The sequence below is a fragment of the Kosakonia sp. S42 genome (assembly GCF_016624785.1).
GTDB classification, from domain to species: domain Bacteria; phylum Pseudomonadota; class Gammaproteobacteria; order Enterobacterales; family Enterobacteriaceae; genus Kosakonia; species Kosakonia cowanii.
On sequence record NZ_JACVTW010000005.1, the window covers coordinates 13,102 to 27,351 of the forward strand.

At 49.3% G+C, this 14,250-nt stretch carries 15 protein-coding genes, 3 tRNA genes and 2 pseudogenes; 10 read left to right on the forward strand and 10 right to left on the reverse strand.

Translation table 11 applies throughout. The features are described 5' to 3' along the window. Positions 1-35: 35 nt before the first annotated feature. The gene (gene sdiA / locus IAE50_RS08710; RefSeq protein WP_042712095.1) at positions 36-758 is read left to right on the forward strand and encodes a transcriptional regulator SdiA; all 723 of its coding nucleotides are present in this window, start codon (positions 36-38) and stop codon (positions 756-758) included. Between the two features lie 65 nt (positions 759-823). On the opposite strand, the gene IAE50_RS08715 is transcribed toward sdiA, so the two are convergent. Next, positions 824-1,048, reverse strand: a complete 225-nt coding sequence (locus IAE50_RS08715; RefSeq protein WP_042712094.1) for a DUF2594 family protein — start codon at positions 1,046-1,048, stop codon at positions 824-826. Between the two features lie 461 nt (positions 1,049-1,509). On the opposite strand from IAE50_RS08715, the gene uvrY reads away from it, so the two are divergent. From uvrY to IAE50_RS08745, 6 genes are all read left to right on the forward strand, one after another. Beyond that, a complete protein-coding gene (gene uvrY, locus IAE50_RS08720) occupies positions 1,510-2,166 on the forward strand; it encodes a UvrY/SirA/GacA family response regulator transcription factor (protein ID WP_094420782.1) in 657 nt (218 codons plus the stop codon). Beyond that, entirely contained in the window at positions 2,163-3,995 is a 1,833-nt protein-coding gene (gene uvrC, locus IAE50_RS08725; protein WP_042712092.1) for an excinuclease ABC subunit UvrC, read from the forward strand. The genes uvrY and uvrC overlap by 4 nt, the downstream gene beginning before the upstream one ends. 56 nt (positions 3,996-4,051) lie before the next feature. Then, on the forward strand, positions 4,052-4,600 hold the full coding sequence (gene pgsA / locus IAE50_RS08730; RefSeq protein ID WP_023480080.1) for a CDP-diacylglycerol--glycerol-3-phosphate 3-phosphatidyltransferase: 549 nt from the start codon (positions 4,052-4,054) through the stop codon (positions 4,598-4,600). Positions 4,601-4,748: 148 nt separating this feature from the next. Further along, positions 4,749-4,824: transfer RNA gene (locus tag IAE50_RS08735), tRNA-Gly, on the forward strand. A 54-nt stretch (positions 4,825-4,878) separates the two neighbouring features. Next, positions 4,879-4,952, forward strand: a tRNA-Cys gene (locus IAE50_RS08740). A gap of 12 nt (positions 4,953-4,964) precedes the next feature. After that, positions 4,965-5,051, forward strand: a tRNA-Leu gene (locus IAE50_RS08745). Between the two features lie 19 nt (positions 5,052-5,070). Here IAE50_RS08745 and IAE50_RS08755 read toward each other — a convergent pair. The 3 genes and pseudogenes from IAE50_RS08755 to IAE50_RS08765 all read right to left on the reverse strand — a co-directional run. Continuing rightward, positions 5,071-6,175, reverse strand: a pseudogene (locus IAE50_RS08755) (integrase). A gap of 1 nt (position 6,176) precedes the next feature. After that, positions 6,177-6,407: a DUF4224 domain-containing protein gene (locus IAE50_RS08760; RefSeq protein ID WP_309228086.1), complete on the reverse strand. Its 231-nt coding sequence runs from the start codon at positions 6,405-6,407 to the stop codon at positions 6,177-6,179. Between the two features lie 71 nt (positions 6,408-6,478). After that, positions 6,479-6,748, reverse strand: a pseudogene (locus IAE50_RS08765) (dATP/dGTP pyrophosphohydrolase domain-containing protein); the annotation flags it as partial. A 291-nt stretch (positions 6,749-7,039) separates the two neighbouring features. Here IAE50_RS08765 and IAE50_RS25965 point away from each other — a divergent pair. Next, positions 7,040-7,243: a hypothetical protein gene (locus tag IAE50_RS25965; protein ID WP_232045363.1), complete on the forward strand. Its 204-nt coding sequence runs from the start codon at positions 7,040-7,042 to the stop codon at positions 7,241-7,243. Between the two features lie 248 nt (positions 7,244-7,491). Here IAE50_RS25965 and IAE50_RS08775 read toward each other — a convergent pair whose 3' ends face one another. After that, positions 7,492-8,628 carry an acyltransferase gene (locus IAE50_RS08775; RefSeq protein ID WP_200133649.1) on the reverse strand — a complete coding sequence of 379 codons (1,137 nt, stop codon included), beginning with the start codon at positions 8,626-8,628 and terminating at the stop codon, positions 7,492-7,494. A gap of 572 nt (positions 8,629-9,200) precedes the next feature. On the opposite strand from IAE50_RS08775, the gene IAE50_RS25975 reads away from it, so the two are divergent. Continuing rightward, entirely contained in the window at positions 9,201-9,407 is a 207-nt protein-coding gene (locus IAE50_RS25975; RefSeq protein ID WP_232045364.1) for a S24 family peptidase, read from the forward strand. A 456-nt stretch (positions 9,408-9,863) separates the two neighbouring features. Here the strand turns inward: IAE50_RS25975 and IAE50_RS08785 are convergent, their stop codons facing one another. The 5 genes from IAE50_RS08785 to yecR form a co-directional block, all read right to left on the reverse strand. Further along, a complete protein-coding gene (locus tag IAE50_RS08785; RefSeq protein WP_200133650.1) occupies positions 9,864-10,100 on the reverse strand; it encodes a hypothetical protein in 237 nt (78 codons plus the stop codon). After that, complete coding sequence (locus IAE50_RS08790; RefSeq protein WP_232045365.1) at positions 10,100-10,489, reverse strand: hypothetical protein; 390 nt, start codon at positions 10,487-10,489, stop codon at positions 10,100-10,102. The genes IAE50_RS08785 and IAE50_RS08790 overlap by 1 nt, the downstream gene beginning before the upstream one ends. A 265-nt stretch (positions 10,490-10,754) precedes the next feature. After that, positions 10,755-11,966, reverse strand: coding sequence for a tyrosine transporter TyrP (gene tyrP, locus IAE50_RS08795; protein ID WP_200580066.1), 1,212 nt, complete (start codon positions 11,964-11,966; stop codon positions 10,755-10,757). Between the two features lie 254 nt (positions 11,967-12,220). Continuing rightward, the gene (ftnA, locus tag IAE50_RS08800) at positions 12,221-12,718 is read right to left on the reverse strand and encodes a non-heme ferritin (RefSeq protein WP_023480186.1); all 498 of its coding nucleotides are present in this window, start codon (positions 12,716-12,718) and stop codon (positions 12,221-12,223) included. Between the two features lie 209 nt (positions 12,719-12,927). Beyond that, complete coding sequence (gene yecR, locus IAE50_RS08805) at positions 12,928-13,260, reverse strand: YecR family lipoprotein (protein ID WP_042714920.1); 333 nt, start codon at positions 13,258-13,260, stop codon at positions 12,928-12,930. Between the two features lie 239 nt (positions 13,261-13,499). On the opposite strand from yecR, the gene IAE50_RS08810 reads away from it, so the two are divergent. After that, the gene (locus IAE50_RS08810) at positions 13,500-14,138 is read left to right on the forward strand and encodes an RpiB/LacA/LacB family sugar-phosphate isomerase (RefSeq protein ID WP_042714919.1); all 639 of its coding nucleotides are present in this window, start codon (positions 13,500-13,502) and stop codon (positions 14,136-14,138) included. Positions 14,139-14,250 lie beyond the last annotated feature (112 nt).

Genomic DNA, 14,250 nt, shown 5'->3' on the forward strand with positions numbered 1-14,250 from the left:
TATGATTAATAAATGCAGGGGTATTACCGGTCGGTATGCAGCAAAAAGATTTTTTAACCTGGCGTCGTGAAATGATTTCGCGTTTTCAGGAAATGACTGTGGCACAGGACGTTTATACGGAGATCCAGCAGCAGACACAGCTACTGGAGTTTGATTATTACTCGCTTTGCGTGCGGCATCCGGTGCCTTTCACCCGGCCGAAGCTGAGCGTGGAAACCTCATATCCGCCTGGATGGATGGAGCACTATCAGGCAGAGAATTACTTCGCTGTCGATCCGGTGCTGAAGCCTGAAAACTTCATCCAGGGACACTTGCCGTGGAACGATAAACTCTTTCATGATGCGATGACATTGTGGGACGCCGCACGCGACCACGGCCTGCGCAAAGGGGTTTCGCAGTGTTTAATGCTGCCTAACCATGCGCTCGGTTTTCTGTCCGTTTCGCGCTCCAGCCTGTTTGGCAAGACGATGGCCGACGATGAAATAGAGATGCGTTTGCAGACGCTGGTGCAGTTGAGCCTGTTGGCACTGACGCGCCTCGCGGACCATACGGTGATGACACCGGAGATGAAATTCAGTAAACGCGAGCGCGAAATTCTGAAGTGGACGGCAGAGGGGAAAACCTCGGCGGAAATAGCGATGATTCTCTCTATCTCCGAAAACACGGTCAATTTCCACCAGAAGAATATGCAGAAGAAATTTAACGCGCCGAATAAAACGCAAATTGCCTGCTATGCGGCGGCAACGGGAATAATTTAATAGAGAATGCGACGGAAGTCGCAAAGTGATTCCGGCTGTCAGAGCGCCTGACAGCCGGCGAGTAATTACTGGCGGTAAGCTTGTTTAATTTGCTTAACGGTGCTGGAAAATACGTCGGCCTGAGCTTCATCTTCCATCTGTGCAATTAATCTTTCCATTTTAATAATGACGCGGCCTGCATCAGCCTGGCCCATCGCTTGCAGCATCAGGGTAATCATCGACTTCAGGCAAGCGACTTCCTGCGCCAGTTCTTTTGCATTTTCGGCGGTAGTGAAATCAGGTGTGCTCAATTTATTTTCCTCATTACATTGTCACGGAGTTCCGCGACGATTGCTGTTAAGGCCGCGAAGTATACCACAAGGCTTATAAAAAAATGCAGTGGTTGTTTTTTCACCGCTATAGAAAGTAATTGGTTGAGGCGGCGTTGAAAATTAAGGTTACGTTATTGTTGTAGATGAAATATATGTTTAGCGTGCGTTAAGCGTGGTTAATTGCTGTAACAAGTATATTCGCGTAATTTCTTCTGCTCAATCGACTCTCTTTTGCTAACTTTCTGAAAAGAAAGAAATTATGATTTTACCGCTTCGTTTTTTATATTGAAAAAAGTTTCCAGCTTATGTACAACTTCATTTCCAAAAACGAGAACAAAGTTGGCGTTGATTGTTTTTTTGCCTTTCATTATGGGCTAGAAAAAAGCTAATATATGCCGAATTAGTTTTCGCAGCGTTATCCCTTTTCCGGAGATACTCCTTTGATCAACGTACTACTTGTTGATGACCATGAACTGGTGCGCGCAGGGATACGACGCATTCTCGAAGATATTAAGGGCATAAAAGTGACGGGTGAGGTCAACTGCGGTGAAGACGCCATTAAATGGTGTCGTGCCAATGCGGTTGATGTTGTTCTCATGGATATGAATATGCCCGGTATCGGCGGCCTTGAAGCGACGCGTAAAATCGCGCGCGGCAGTGCCGACACAAAAGTCATCATGCTTACCGTTCACACCGAAAACCCCTTGCCCGCCAAAGTGATGCAGGCTGGCGCTGCGGGTTATCTCACGAAAGGCGCTGCGCCGCAGGACGTGGTTAACGCCATTCGCTGCGTTCACTCAGGCCAACGCTATATCGCTTCTGACATTGCACAGCAGATGGCGCTTAGCCAAATCGAGCCAGAAAAGACAGATTCACCGTTCGACAGTTTGTCGGAACGTGAATTGCAGATTATGCTGATGATCACAAAGGGCCAGAAGGTCAATGAGATCTCAGAGCAACTGCATCTGAGCCCCAAAACGGTGAACAGCTATCGCTATCGGATGTTCAGTAAACTGAACATTCACGGTGACGTCGAACTGACGCACCTCGCCATTCGCCATGGTTTGTGTAATGCGGAGACGTTAATAAGTCAGTGACTGAAGTTTTTGATTCCAAAGCCTTTCTGAAAACGGTAACCAGTAAGCCCGGTGTCTATCGTATGTATGACACCGGCGGTACCGTTATCTATGTCGGTAAAGCAAAAGACCTGAAAAAACGTCTTTCCAGCTACTTCCGCAGCAATCTTGCCTCGCGCAAAACCGAAGCGCTGGTCGCGCAGATCCAACAGATCGACGTGACCGTCACGCACACGGAGACCGAAGCGCTGCTGCTGGAGCACAACTACATCAAGCTTTACCAGCCTCGCTACAACGTGCTGCTCAGGGACGATAAATCTTATCCGTTTATTTTCCTCAGCAACGATACGCACCCTCGTCTGGCAACCCATCGCGGCGCGAAGCATGCGAAGGGGGAGTATTTTGGCCCCTTCCCGAACGGCTACGCGGTGCGGGAAACGCTGGCGTTGTTGCAAAAAATCTTCCCTGTTCGCCAGTGCGAAAATAGCGTCTATCGCAACCGCTCCCGTCCGTGCCTGCAGTACCAGATTGGTCGCTGCCTTGGTCCGTGCGTTGAGGGACTGGTGAGCGAAGAGGAGTATGCGCAGCAGGTCGACTATGTGCGGCTGTTCCTCGCCGGCAAAGACGATCAGGTGCTGACCCAGCTTATCGCGAGAATGGAGCAAGCCAGCCAGGCGCTCGATTTTGAAGAAGCCGCGCGCGTGCGCGATCAAATCCAGGCGGTACGGCGCGTAACGGAGAAACAGTTCGTATCCAATAACGGCGACGATCTTGATGTTATCGGCGTGGCGTTTGACGCTGGCATGGCCTGTGTCCATGTGCTGTTTATTCGCCAGGGCAAGGTGCTCGGCAGCCGCAGCTACTATCCAAAAGTGCCGGGCGGCACCGAGCTTGGCGAAGTAGTCGAAACCTTTGTCGGCCAGTTTTATCTGCAGGGTAGCCAGATGCGCACGCTGCCGGGCGAAATCCTGCTCGACTTTGACCTTACCGATAAAACCCTGCTGGGTGATTCCCTTTCAGAGCTGGCCGGGCGTAAAGTCAATGTGCAGACCAAACCGCGTGGCGATCGCGCCCGTTATCTGAAGCTGGCGCGCACCAATGCCGCGACGGCGCTGAGCACTAAGCTTTCTCAGCAGTCGACCGTCCATCAGCGCCTTGCCGCGCTGGCGAGCGTGCTTAATCTGCCTGCGGTAAAACGCATGGAGTGCTTTGATATCAGCCATACTATGGGCGAGCAGACGGTCGCTTCCTGCGTCGTGTTTGATCCTAATGGGCCGGTGCGTGCCGAATATCGCCGCTACAACATCACCGGCATCACGCCGGGGGATGACTACGCGGCGATGAACCAGGTGCTGCGCCGCCGCTATGGCAAAGCCATTGAAGAGAACAAGATCCCTGATGTGATCCTCATCGATGGTGGCAAAGGGCAGCTGGGCCAGGCGAAAACGGTGTTTGCCGAACTCGATGTGCCGTGGGATAAACATAAGCCGCTGCTGCTGGGTGTGGCGAAGGGTGCTGATCGTAAAGCCGGTCTGGAAACGCTCTTTTTCGAGCCGGAGGGGGAGGGGTTCAGCCTGCCGCCGGATTCACCCGCACTGCACGTGATTCAGCACATTCGCGATGAATCGCACGATCACGCCATTAGCGGACACCGTAAAAAACGGGCGAAGGTGAAGAACACCAGCTCGCTTGAAACCATCGAAGGGGTGGGGCCGAAACGCCGTCAGATGCTGCTGAAGTATATGGGCGGTCTGCAAGGGTTACAGAACGCCAGCATTGAGGAAATTGCGAAAGTGCCGGGCATCTCGCAAGGTCTGGCAGAAAAGATCTTCTACTCGTTGAAACATTAGGGGCTCTGTAGCAACATAGAGCGAAATTTTACGGACAACAGACAGTTAACGCCAACATGCGATTCAATATTCCTACGTTGCTCACCCTTTTTCGCGTCATCCTGATCCCGTTTTTCGTTCTGGCGTTCTATCTGCCGTTCAACTGGGCGCCGTTTGTCTGCGCCCTTATTTTTTGCTGCGCGGCGGTAACCGACTGGTTTGACGGTTATCTGGCGCGTCGCTGGAACCAGAGCACGCGCTTTGGCGCCTTTCTCGATCCGGTAGCCGATAAGGTGCTGGTCGGCATCGCGATGGTGCTGGTGGCGGAGCACTATCACAGCTGGTGGGTGACGCTGCCTGCGGCAACGATGATCGCCCGTGAAATTATCATCTCCGCCCTGCGCGAGTGGATGGCAGAGATGGGCAAGCGCAGCCGTGTGGCGGTCTCATGGATTGGTAAAGTCAAAACCACTGCGCAGATGGTGGCGCTGGTGTGGTTGCTGTGGCGACCGAACCAGTGGGTGGAGTACGCCGGTATTGCGCTCTTCTTTGTCGCCGCGGTGCTGACGCTGTGGTCGATGCTGCAGTATCTCAACGCTGCACGCGGCGATCTGCTCGAACCGTGATCGTTTCGTCGCAAATTTCAGCAAACGATCGTGCTTTTGAAAAATATCGTTGACTCATTGCGTCAGGTAAGTAGAATGCAACGCATCGGAAGGCGGCACAGCTTGCCAGAAGATAATAAAATCAAGCGATTACAACACGCTTGATGATGCGGGAATAGCTCAGTTGGTAGAGCACGACCTTGCCAAGGTCGGGGTCGCGAGTTCGAGTCTCGTTTCCCGCTCCAGTTTTACGCATCGGCTGTTACAGCGGGTGCTGGCTGAAAAGCCTGAAGGATTTTGGCGCGTTAGCAAAGCGGTTATGTAGCGGATTGCAAATCCGTCTAGTCCGGTTCGACTCCGGAACGCGCCTCCAATTTCTTCCCGAGCCCGGATGGTGGAATCGGTAGACACAAGGGATTTAAAATCCCTCGGCGTTCGCGCTGTGCGGGTTCAAGTCCCGCTCCGGGTACCATGGGGAAAAAGCAGAATAATCAAAGCAATAAGCAGTGTCGTGAAACCACCGAAAGGTGGTTTTTTTGTGCCTGAAATTTGGTTTCGCCATTGGCTTTCGCCATAAAAAAGAGGGCATCACTGCTCCTAACGACCTGAACTATCGATACCTTGCGGTTGTATCTCGCCGTCTGAGAAGCGTTTTTGTGCCCGGATATTTCCTGTTTTTCATTTAATGTTCTTTGCAGATTTGATATTCCTTTTGCTTTCAGATCGTGGAAGGTAAATTGAAAGTCCAGCTCAGGGTATTTCTCAGCCGCAGCCTTTTTGGCCTTCATCTATTAGGTGTTAAATGCACCCACGTATACCTTGATCCAGAAGGTTGATGGATAACAGAGATGTTTACCATTCCGGGGTGGAGTGGCAAATTATCCGACATGCCTATTGCTGCACGTAGACGCTCGGTCCAGGCTTTTATCTGCGTTACAGCGGTCTTACTCTGGTGTATGAGGATCCCCTCTTCAAGCAGCTGACTTTTCTTTAAATCCAGCACGTCACCCTGGCGCGCACAACACGGATAAGCGATCTCCATCCCTATTTTTACTGGTGTTGAAGCAACGTCCAGTAAGGCTTTATATTCCCGGTCACTCATGTATCGTGTGCGGGCTTGCTCCTTGAATTGTTTAACTCCCTGGCAAGGATTCATTTTCACCTTACCTCTCTCATATGCCCATCTAAAAACACGTGACATAAAGGCCTTTTCCCGGTTCGCCTGAACGCGACTTAGACACCACGTCGATCCATATATTTTCTGATATGTTCAGGTTTAATGTTGCCCGGTTTCATCTTTCCAAAGACGATATTCACCTTAGCTGAATACTTCGTGTAGTCCTTTCTCGTTTCCGGTGCTAATTCGTGAAAATCACCGGAGTTAAAGAAGTCTTCGCATAGTCCAAGAAAATTTTTACCAAGCTTGATATCGCTGATGGACCGTTCATATTCTGCCCACACCTGAGCTTTCGTCAGGTCGTTGTTACACAAGCGAATTGTTCTTCCATCTGGCGACCTAAACTCATAAGCCGATTTACCTCGCCTTACGCGCAGAGGCAACCAGTTATCCTCCGGGTTCTTACGCGCTCTGGGCATCTCATATCATCAAAATTTGGTTCTTATTCCTCCGGGGGGCCTGATACTTTTTCATTCCCGCGGGGTTGTCGACATGAGACCAGGTTGTGCCAGGCCTTCCGTCTTTGCGCGGGATAAAAAATACGCCGCTTTCCTTTAGCGCTTTGCACTGCAAAGAAGGTCGGCGATAACCAGTCAACTGATAAAGGTCATCGGGAGTAAGAAAGCGTCGGCTATTATCGCTCATTGTCATATCTCCACTGTCGGCTACAACCGGCTATTTCAATCGGTACGCGCTGCCTTGATATGCATTAGTGGCTAAACGTCTTTAGGCTCCGGCCACTGGCGCGCCATGTTAATTTTCAGCTTCTCTTCCATTGCCGCGTTGATTGCAGCATCGCTGATCCCGGCGTGACGCTGCGCATCCCACAACAGGAATTGCATATCAGCCCACTCGCTTAAATCATCCTGTTCGTCAGCGGTTTCAATAGCTTCTTTCGCAAGGTGTTTGAGAAGACCGACACTACCCAACCTTCTTTCTGACCAGTAGGAGGTGTTGATCCCGCCTCCCCACGATGCGAAGAATTCGAACATGTCCGCGAGACGTGAAAACGTCCAGGGCCCATATCCCCGGTTAATATCACGAGGGCTGCAGACGGTTCAATCAAGGCTGCATCGCCGATCGTTCGCATTGTGAAAAGCAAAGAGGACTGTACGCGTCCTGATATCGAAGAGACAGTGCGGCGCAGGCGTGGCGAATGCAGAAGCTGTGGGCGTTACTCTGACCCGTGAAGCGACGGGTGTGCACCTTCTTAAGGGATCTGCTGGTCTGGCTAGTCCGGGTGGCAAATGTTGCCTCCTCGTGACCCGCAGGGTTCCGGTGACATGGGTATCGTGGAAGCAGAGCAGGAAGAAAATGGCTCGCTCATCATCCGACTCTACAAGCGCCGTTATGTTCTTTCCGAAGATGGGGACATCGAATTGCAAAAAGGTGCGGCGATTGATGTGCCTCCGACGAGATGGATCGCTGTCCGCCTGGATATGCCGGAAAACAGCATCTGGAATGAGCGTGCTGAGAGCGCAAAGTAAGAATAAAAAAGCCCCGGCGACGTGGCAGTTACATTCCGCGCCTTTCTGTTGCAGGCTATGGGTATGTACTGATTTTAGACGATTTTAAAATTTCACTTTAGTAAATTCGATACCGGGGAATTCTTTAAAGCCAACTTCTAAGAAGGGGGCTTTTACTATTGGCTTAAAAAGTTAGCAAATATTTTTTTAAACGCTATTAATTGAATGCGGCAGAATTAACTGCCGCATTTATTTAATATAATCTGGGGTTACGGAACGGGTGGCTTTTTTTCTTTATCTGATAGTCGTATAAAAGGAAGTTCAACGCATTTATAAGTAAAGCAGGATAGAAAAGTAACAATAAAAGCTGCTGTACATACTATCTGGAATGATACAGCCCCAACTGGGCCAATCAATGGTCTGTTTATCAGGATATAAAGCACTATTCCATGGAGTAAGTAGATGCTATATGTTGCCTCACCTAACTTACGTAACATCTTGGTATTAAGGATGCCAAAAACAGAGCATCCTGAACAAATAAGGGAGAAGCATAATCCACAAATTAATATTGGTATAGGGCTGTAAGTTAATTTAAAAAAGAAAAGTTCGAAGGTGATCATGCCCATGACAATGATACTTGAGTAAAACTTTACCGATAGTTGCTTAAACCACTCAATTTCTCTAAGGTAAGAAGCTGCAAAGCCGCAAGCAAAAGAGAGTAGGTGCGTCTTATCGGAGCCGTAATTAAAATAATACATAACAAATAATAAGCTTATGCAAATAAATACAACTCTAACTTTTCGCCTCAACAAAAAAGCAATTAATGGAAGTGAAAAATAAAAGAACCATTCATATACAAGTGTCCATGTCACTCCGGCATTTATTATAAAAGTGTTGTTAAGGCCGTTTATATTAGGCACACCAAGGAAAGTAAAAGGGAGCCAGTGTGATATCGAGATAACAATGTCTTTTATTGATGTTTTAACCTGCCACCCGCTTTGTACGCCAACTATAAAAAAAATAATTAGCAAGGACAGAGCGAACATTGGCGTTAATCTAAAAAATCTGGATGTATATAAACGAATCCAGTTCTGATTGCTCTTCCTTATTTTTGTAAAAAATAGGTAGCCAGTTATCATGAGAAAGAGAGAAACGCCTATCTGCCCAATATTAGTAAAAAAATTAGAGTCCGGTATTTTCCATACACCATATTTTATATATCCTTTCCATATTACTGAGTGATGGACAAATACAAACAAAGCCAGCAGACCTCGCAGACCATCAATCTGTGAGTTTCTTCCATTCTCGTAAACTTTGATAGGTGAAATCAAATCAAAGAATTTCACAGCAAGGATCGCACAAATTATCACCGATGGCAGCAGTGATAAATCGAAAAATTCATTCAATTTTAACCTCTTGGTCCAATAAGCTTGGCGGGGGTCTATAAGATTTTCCTGATTCTAACATCAGCAAGGATTTCATCAAGAAATCCTTAAGAATATTTAAGTTTTGATAATTTATATAATTGTTTAAATATGCATAAAAATAGCAGGGAATCAGTGATTACACGCCGAAATTAATCTTTAACAAACTGTAAGAGTTTATTCCTGTTGCCTGAGCCTGGAAACTTGCTTAAAACTGCTTACCTATCAGAAGCTTGATGATTTTTTTCGATTTGAACTGGAAAGAATGAAGCTCTCAAAATATGTATATAAAAAAGCGATAAGGGGTACATATCACGCCAGGAAGAGACGATATTGATACAGCATTCAGGCAGGTTATAGTTATGGAGCTTAGCGGGCGACGCACGGTTACTACGGCAGATTTTGTGAAGGTGTGCTCACGATTTAACTGGGGACTGGACGCTGCGCCAGGATAATGAGTGGATTGAGAGCTACGTCAGCATATTCAAAGATATCTCTCAGCAAGAGCGAGAATTCCGCATGTTCATGATGTACAACCCGAACGGAGGTCTAAGATGGGATTTCCTTTTGCTGCTGCTAATTATATGGATGAGAAGATATCACTCGACCATGAACTCATTCGCGTACCTTCTGTAACTTACTTCTGGCGTGCCGCGTCAAATTCGTGCCGTGAAACGATAAAGAGAGGTGCTTTGCTGTTTCTGGATATGTCTGCCACGCCGGTAGAAGGATCGATCGTGATGTGTCATCTGGATGAGTAAATGCAAATGCTGCAGCTGCGGTTTCACCCACGACCGAGGCTGGAAGAACTGGATCACCCGTAAGTGACATGCCAGATCTCTAATGAGTACTACGACGGCCGCCCGGTATTCAAAGGGGTGGCCTACTACATCATCAACGACGCCAGGACAGGGGAGTTTGACGACTGTCCGGTAATGTAATTTGTCAGGGGTTTTACCTTCATTTTACCTTGGTTTTACCTTAGACAAATTTCAGGCATAAAAAACAAGCCGTAAATCTCAGGTTTAATTGGGGAATTTCGTCGGCACGAGAGGATTTGAACCTCCAGCCCCTGACACCCCATGACAGCGGTTCCTATATTAAGAGCCGCTTTGTGCCAGGAGCAATATTGAGAACCTTAGCCGCTTTGCTAATGAGAACAGGGGATCTGCGCCCAACATGCAATGCGACTTCCTTACCTCGCTCAGCGCTGAAACTCACCAAAGCCAACGTCGCTTGGGTTCTTGCCAGGCTCCGTGCCACAGGTCAAAACGTGTGAGTGGTTCGAGTTTTTTTAGCACGGCAACTTCACCCGCAGATAAGAGACTTCGCTCCGAAACAGAAATACCGAAAAGGCCTTCATCGACCGGAAATATTTCACATTCTGATGCCAGCGCTCCCAATGCTTTTTCTATCTTGTTACGTTCTGCTTTGATAACTAACTGGAGTCCCATCAGCTTCTAAACTCCACAATTGCTACCTGCTCAAGCGCTTGCCTGACCAAGGCCTGAGTCTTATCAGGGATAGATTGTCCTCTGATGTCATAGACGACCCGGCAAGTTTGAATGTGCGGTGGAAGCTGCGATAGTCCCCAGCTTATTCTGGCAATATTGTATGCAATACTGAGTTTTATCGATTCCGGTGATGCCAGACTGTGGTTGGCCACAAGTACAAACTCGCCGCGTTCTTCATTTATAAATTCCGGGGTGAACATTACGCCTCCGTTTGATTGTTTCGCCAAACGCTGGAAATTGAATGCTTTTTCATCAATGGCTTCGATAGTAACGGTAACACTTTGAATGAAAACACTTATAATCTCAGTGAATGTTATGAAAAACAACACTAACCCTCTGTTTTTGCATAACTACACAACTGATTTAAAATCCCTCGGCGTTCGCACTGTGCGGGTTCAAGTCCCGCTCCGGGTACCATGGGGAAAAAGCAGAATAATCAAAGCAATAAGCAGTGTCGTGAAACCACCGAAAGGTGGTTTTTTTGTGCCTGAAATCTGGCTTCGTCAGGATTTCGCCATTCAGCACCGCCATAAAAAAGGCCGCCAGCTGGCGACCTTTCTCAATAAAGGGATTGAACCCCGCACGCTTTCACAGTTAACCCACTTCCGGCAACCATCCAGCCACAATCAAAAACTGAATAGTAATAATGGCGATGCCGCAGGCAAAGATCAGGCAGAGCGCCGGTTTCCCGCCCAGCACGCGATAACCGCTTTGCGGATGGTGCTTGCGGCTCTGCCACGCCAGCATTGATGGCAGCAGCAGGGCTAATACCGCAAGCGCAACGCCTGCATAACCGAGTGCCATCACAAAACCGCGCGGATAGAAGAGGGCAAACGCCAGCGGCGGCAGGAAGGTGATGATGCCGGTTTGCAAACGGCCGCTGACGTTATTGCGGCGGCGAAAGAGATCGGCCAGATAATCGAACAGACCCAGCGAAACGCCGAGGAATGAAGTGGCCAGCGCCAGATCGGCGAAGAGGTGGATCGCCAGCTCAACATGCGCAGAGGCGACGACATCGCGCAGCGCCAGCAACAAGCCATTCAGCCCCGACTGGCTGGCCAGCAGGCCGATAAAAGTATGGGAGTCGATGCTGCCAAGCGTCGCCAGCTGCCAGAAGATATAAGCCACCAGCGGAATGGCGCTACCGGTGATAAACACTTTGCGCAGCTGGCGAATGTTACCGCCCATATAGCTGACGATGCTCGGCACGCTGCCGTGAAAACCAAACGAGGTAAAAATCACCGGCAACGCCGAGAGCGCCAGCCCTTTTTCCAGCGGCATAGTCAGCAGGTTCGCCTGGTGTACGTGCGGCATTAACAGCGCCAGCATGATCACTAAAAAGAGGATTTTGGCGCTGAAGAGAAAACGGTTAAAGAGATCGACCAGTGAGGTGCCGATGCAGACCACGCCGCCAGCGACCAGCGTAAAGATCAGCACGCCCGCGCTTGAGGAGAGCGATACGTTGAACCATTCACTGATACTTGAAGCGAGCAATTCACCAGCACCGCTGATATAGGCAGCCGTTAGCGCATACATCAGAAACATCATGCTGAAGCCGGTGATCCACTGACCGTAACGACCCAGGTAGCGCTGCGCCAGTGTACCGAGCCCGGTCTCAGCCGGAACATGCTGATAAACCTCAAGCAGCAGCAGGGCGGTATAACACATCACGGCCCATAAGATGAACAGCAGCCCCAACGTCGTTGCAAACCCTACGCCCGCCGCCGCCAGCGGCATCGCCAGCATGCCCGCACCAATGGTGGTGCCGGCGACAATAAATACACTTCCAAGTGCCCGATTTTTCACACTTTCCTCTATTTCTTAGCACGCTGCACACGCAATACGCGGCGCAGAGTAAGATAATTCCACCGTTTCGTCAAATGACCGTTACATCTGTTGTAATCTTTTGTTTACAGCTTATCGCACGGATGAGAAAGAGCTAACACCGGGGGTGTGGAGTACGGAAGCAGGCAGTATTTTGCAGAGGGGGGATAAGCAGAGAGAAATGGTCTGGAGCAGAAGAAAAAGGCGGTACAGAATTAACTGAACCGCCTTTGTTATTAATTTTGTGCGTCGAGGGTCGCCAGCTCTTTATCAATAAAGTAGAGGCCTTCGCCACTTTTACCCGCCAGCGTTAATTTATCAATTACCGATTTAAAGAGTTTCTCTTCTTCATGCTGCTCGGCAACATACCACTGCAGGAAATTAAAGGTCGGATAATCCTGTGACATCATCGCAACATGCGCCAGCTCATTAATTTTTTGCGTAATATGCTGCTCATGTTCGTAAGTCGCGCGGAACAGTTCATCAAGGGAGGCATACTCTGCGACCGGTGAAGCAATATTGGCGATGCGCGGCAGGCTGCCGGTGTCCGTCAGGTAGTCGAACAGGCGCTGCATATGGGTCATCTCTTCCTGCGCATGGCGGCGCAGAAACGCGGCGGCACCTTCAAAGCTGTGATAGCTGCACCATGCGCTCATCTGTTGATAGAGCAGGGAGGAGAAGAGTTCCAGATTCATCTGTTCGTTGAGTTTTTCAATCATCTCTGCTTTTAACATCGCACGGCTCCGGAATTAAAAATATAACAGGGGAAAGTGCCGCCACTATAATTTGTTATTTAATTATTTGCAAAAGGTAAAATAATAAAGCGTTTGCTTAATAAAGAGAATGCGAATAACACGCATTGCCGGAGGGATATTTAAATGAATGAGAATTGTTTTGATTATTAATAAAAGAAAAAGCCAGCGCTAATGGCTGGCTTAAGAATTTACCAGGCCGCGCGGTTGGGATCGATAGCGATACCGCGACACTGATATTGAATGGTGATTTTGGTGTTCATACAGCCTGAACCGCTGATCAAACTACAGGTCTGTACCGGTTGGCCGAACGGCACAGCGGTAGCATAACCCAGCTGCTGGCACTGTTTGTTGGCGGTGCCCTGGGCGACATACTCATCATACCGTGCGGTCTGCATCATCGGCTGGTTAAAGCTCAGACGCACCACACCGCTGGTGGTGTCCACACTGCTCACTTCTGCTTCTTTGGTGATGGTGCACCCGGCAAGGAGTAACAGCGTGGCGGCAATAACGACTCTCTTCATGACGTTGCTCTGCTTCATTTTTTGCATCTTCTCATCTTAATCGCCCCCTTTGTGCGGCAATCGACGGAATAACCCCCCGAACACCCTCTACTAATCAGGACGGCTCAAGCGGGCCGCTCAAAACTGTGAGGCGGCTTTTGATTTTTAAAACCATTTTTCACTAAATTTGAAAGTATGTTTGTGAGGTAGTAAGGTTTAGGTAACCTTTGCTATCCGAAGCACGTCTACAGGAGATGAAAATGAAAATTGCACTGATGATGGAAAACAGCCAGGCGGCGAAAAACGCCATCATTCTCAAAGAGCTGAAAACCGTAGCCGATGAGAAAGATTTCCCGGTGTATAACGTCGGCATGAGCGACGAAAATGACCATCATCTGACCTATATCCACCTCGGCATTATGGCCAGCATTCTGCTCAACTCTAAAGCGGTAGATTTCGTGGTGACCGGCTGCGGCACCGGGCAGGGCGCGCTGATGTCGCTGAACATCCATCCGGGCGTGGTCTGCGGTTACTGTATCGATCCGGCCGATGCGTTCCTGTTCGCGCAGATCAACAACGGTAACGCGCTGGCGCTGCCGTTCGCCAAAGGCTTTGGCTGGGGTGCCGAGCTGAACGTGCGCTTTATCTTTGAAAAAGCCTTTACCGGCCGCAACGGGGAAGGTTACCCGCCGGAGCGTAAAGAGCCGCAGGTGCGTAACGCTGGCATTCTGAACCAGGTAAAAGCAGCGGTGGTGAAAGAGAACTATCTCGATACGCTGCGCACCATCGATCGCGAGCTGGTGAAAACCGCCGTCTCCGGCGAGCGTTTCCAGCAGTGCTTCTTCGAGAACTGCCAGAATAAAGAGATCGAAGCCTTCGTACGCGAAGTGCTGGCCTGATAACCCCCTTGCCTGATGGCGCTGCGCTTATCAGGCCTACGGGCAGGCAGCTTGCCACCGGTGTCTGCTTTGCCTGATGGCGCTACGCTTATCATGCCTACGCGGAGCAAAT

Coding starts and splice junctions, on each gene's coding strand:
- IAE50_RS08785 (WP_200133650.1), bottom strand. CDS start 10,100: ATGGGACTCCAGTTAGTTATCAAAGCAGAACGTAACAAGATAGAAAAA.
- pgsA (WP_023480080.1), top strand. CDS start 4,052: ATGCGATTCAATATTCCTACGTTGCTCACCCTTTTTCGCGTCATCCTG.
- IAE50_RS08810 (WP_042714919.1), top strand. CDS start 13,500: ATGAAAATTGCACTGATGATGGAAAACAGCCAGGCGGCGAAAAACGCC.
- yecR (WP_042714920.1), bottom strand. CDS start 13,260: ATGAAGAGAGTCGTTATTGCCGCCACGCTGTTACTCCTTGCCGGGTGC.
- IAE50_RS25965 (WP_232045363.1), top strand. CDS start 7,040: ATGGGTATCGTGGAAGCAGAGCAGGAAGAAAATGGCTCGCTCATCATC.
- IAE50_RS08760 (WP_309228086.1), bottom strand. CDS start 6,407: ATGACAATGAGCGATAATAGCCGACGCTTTCTTACTCCCGATGACCTT.
- ftnA (WP_023480186.1), bottom strand. CDS start 12,718: ATGTTAAAAGCAGAGATGATTGAAAAACTCAACGAACAGATGAATCTG.
- sdiA (WP_042712095.1), top strand. CDS start 36: ATGCAGCAAAAAGATTTTTTAACCTGGCGTCGTGAAATGATTTCGCGT.
- IAE50_RS25975 (WP_232045364.1), top strand. CDS start 9,201: ATGGGATTTCCTTTTGCTGCTGCTAATTATATGGATGAGAAGATATCA.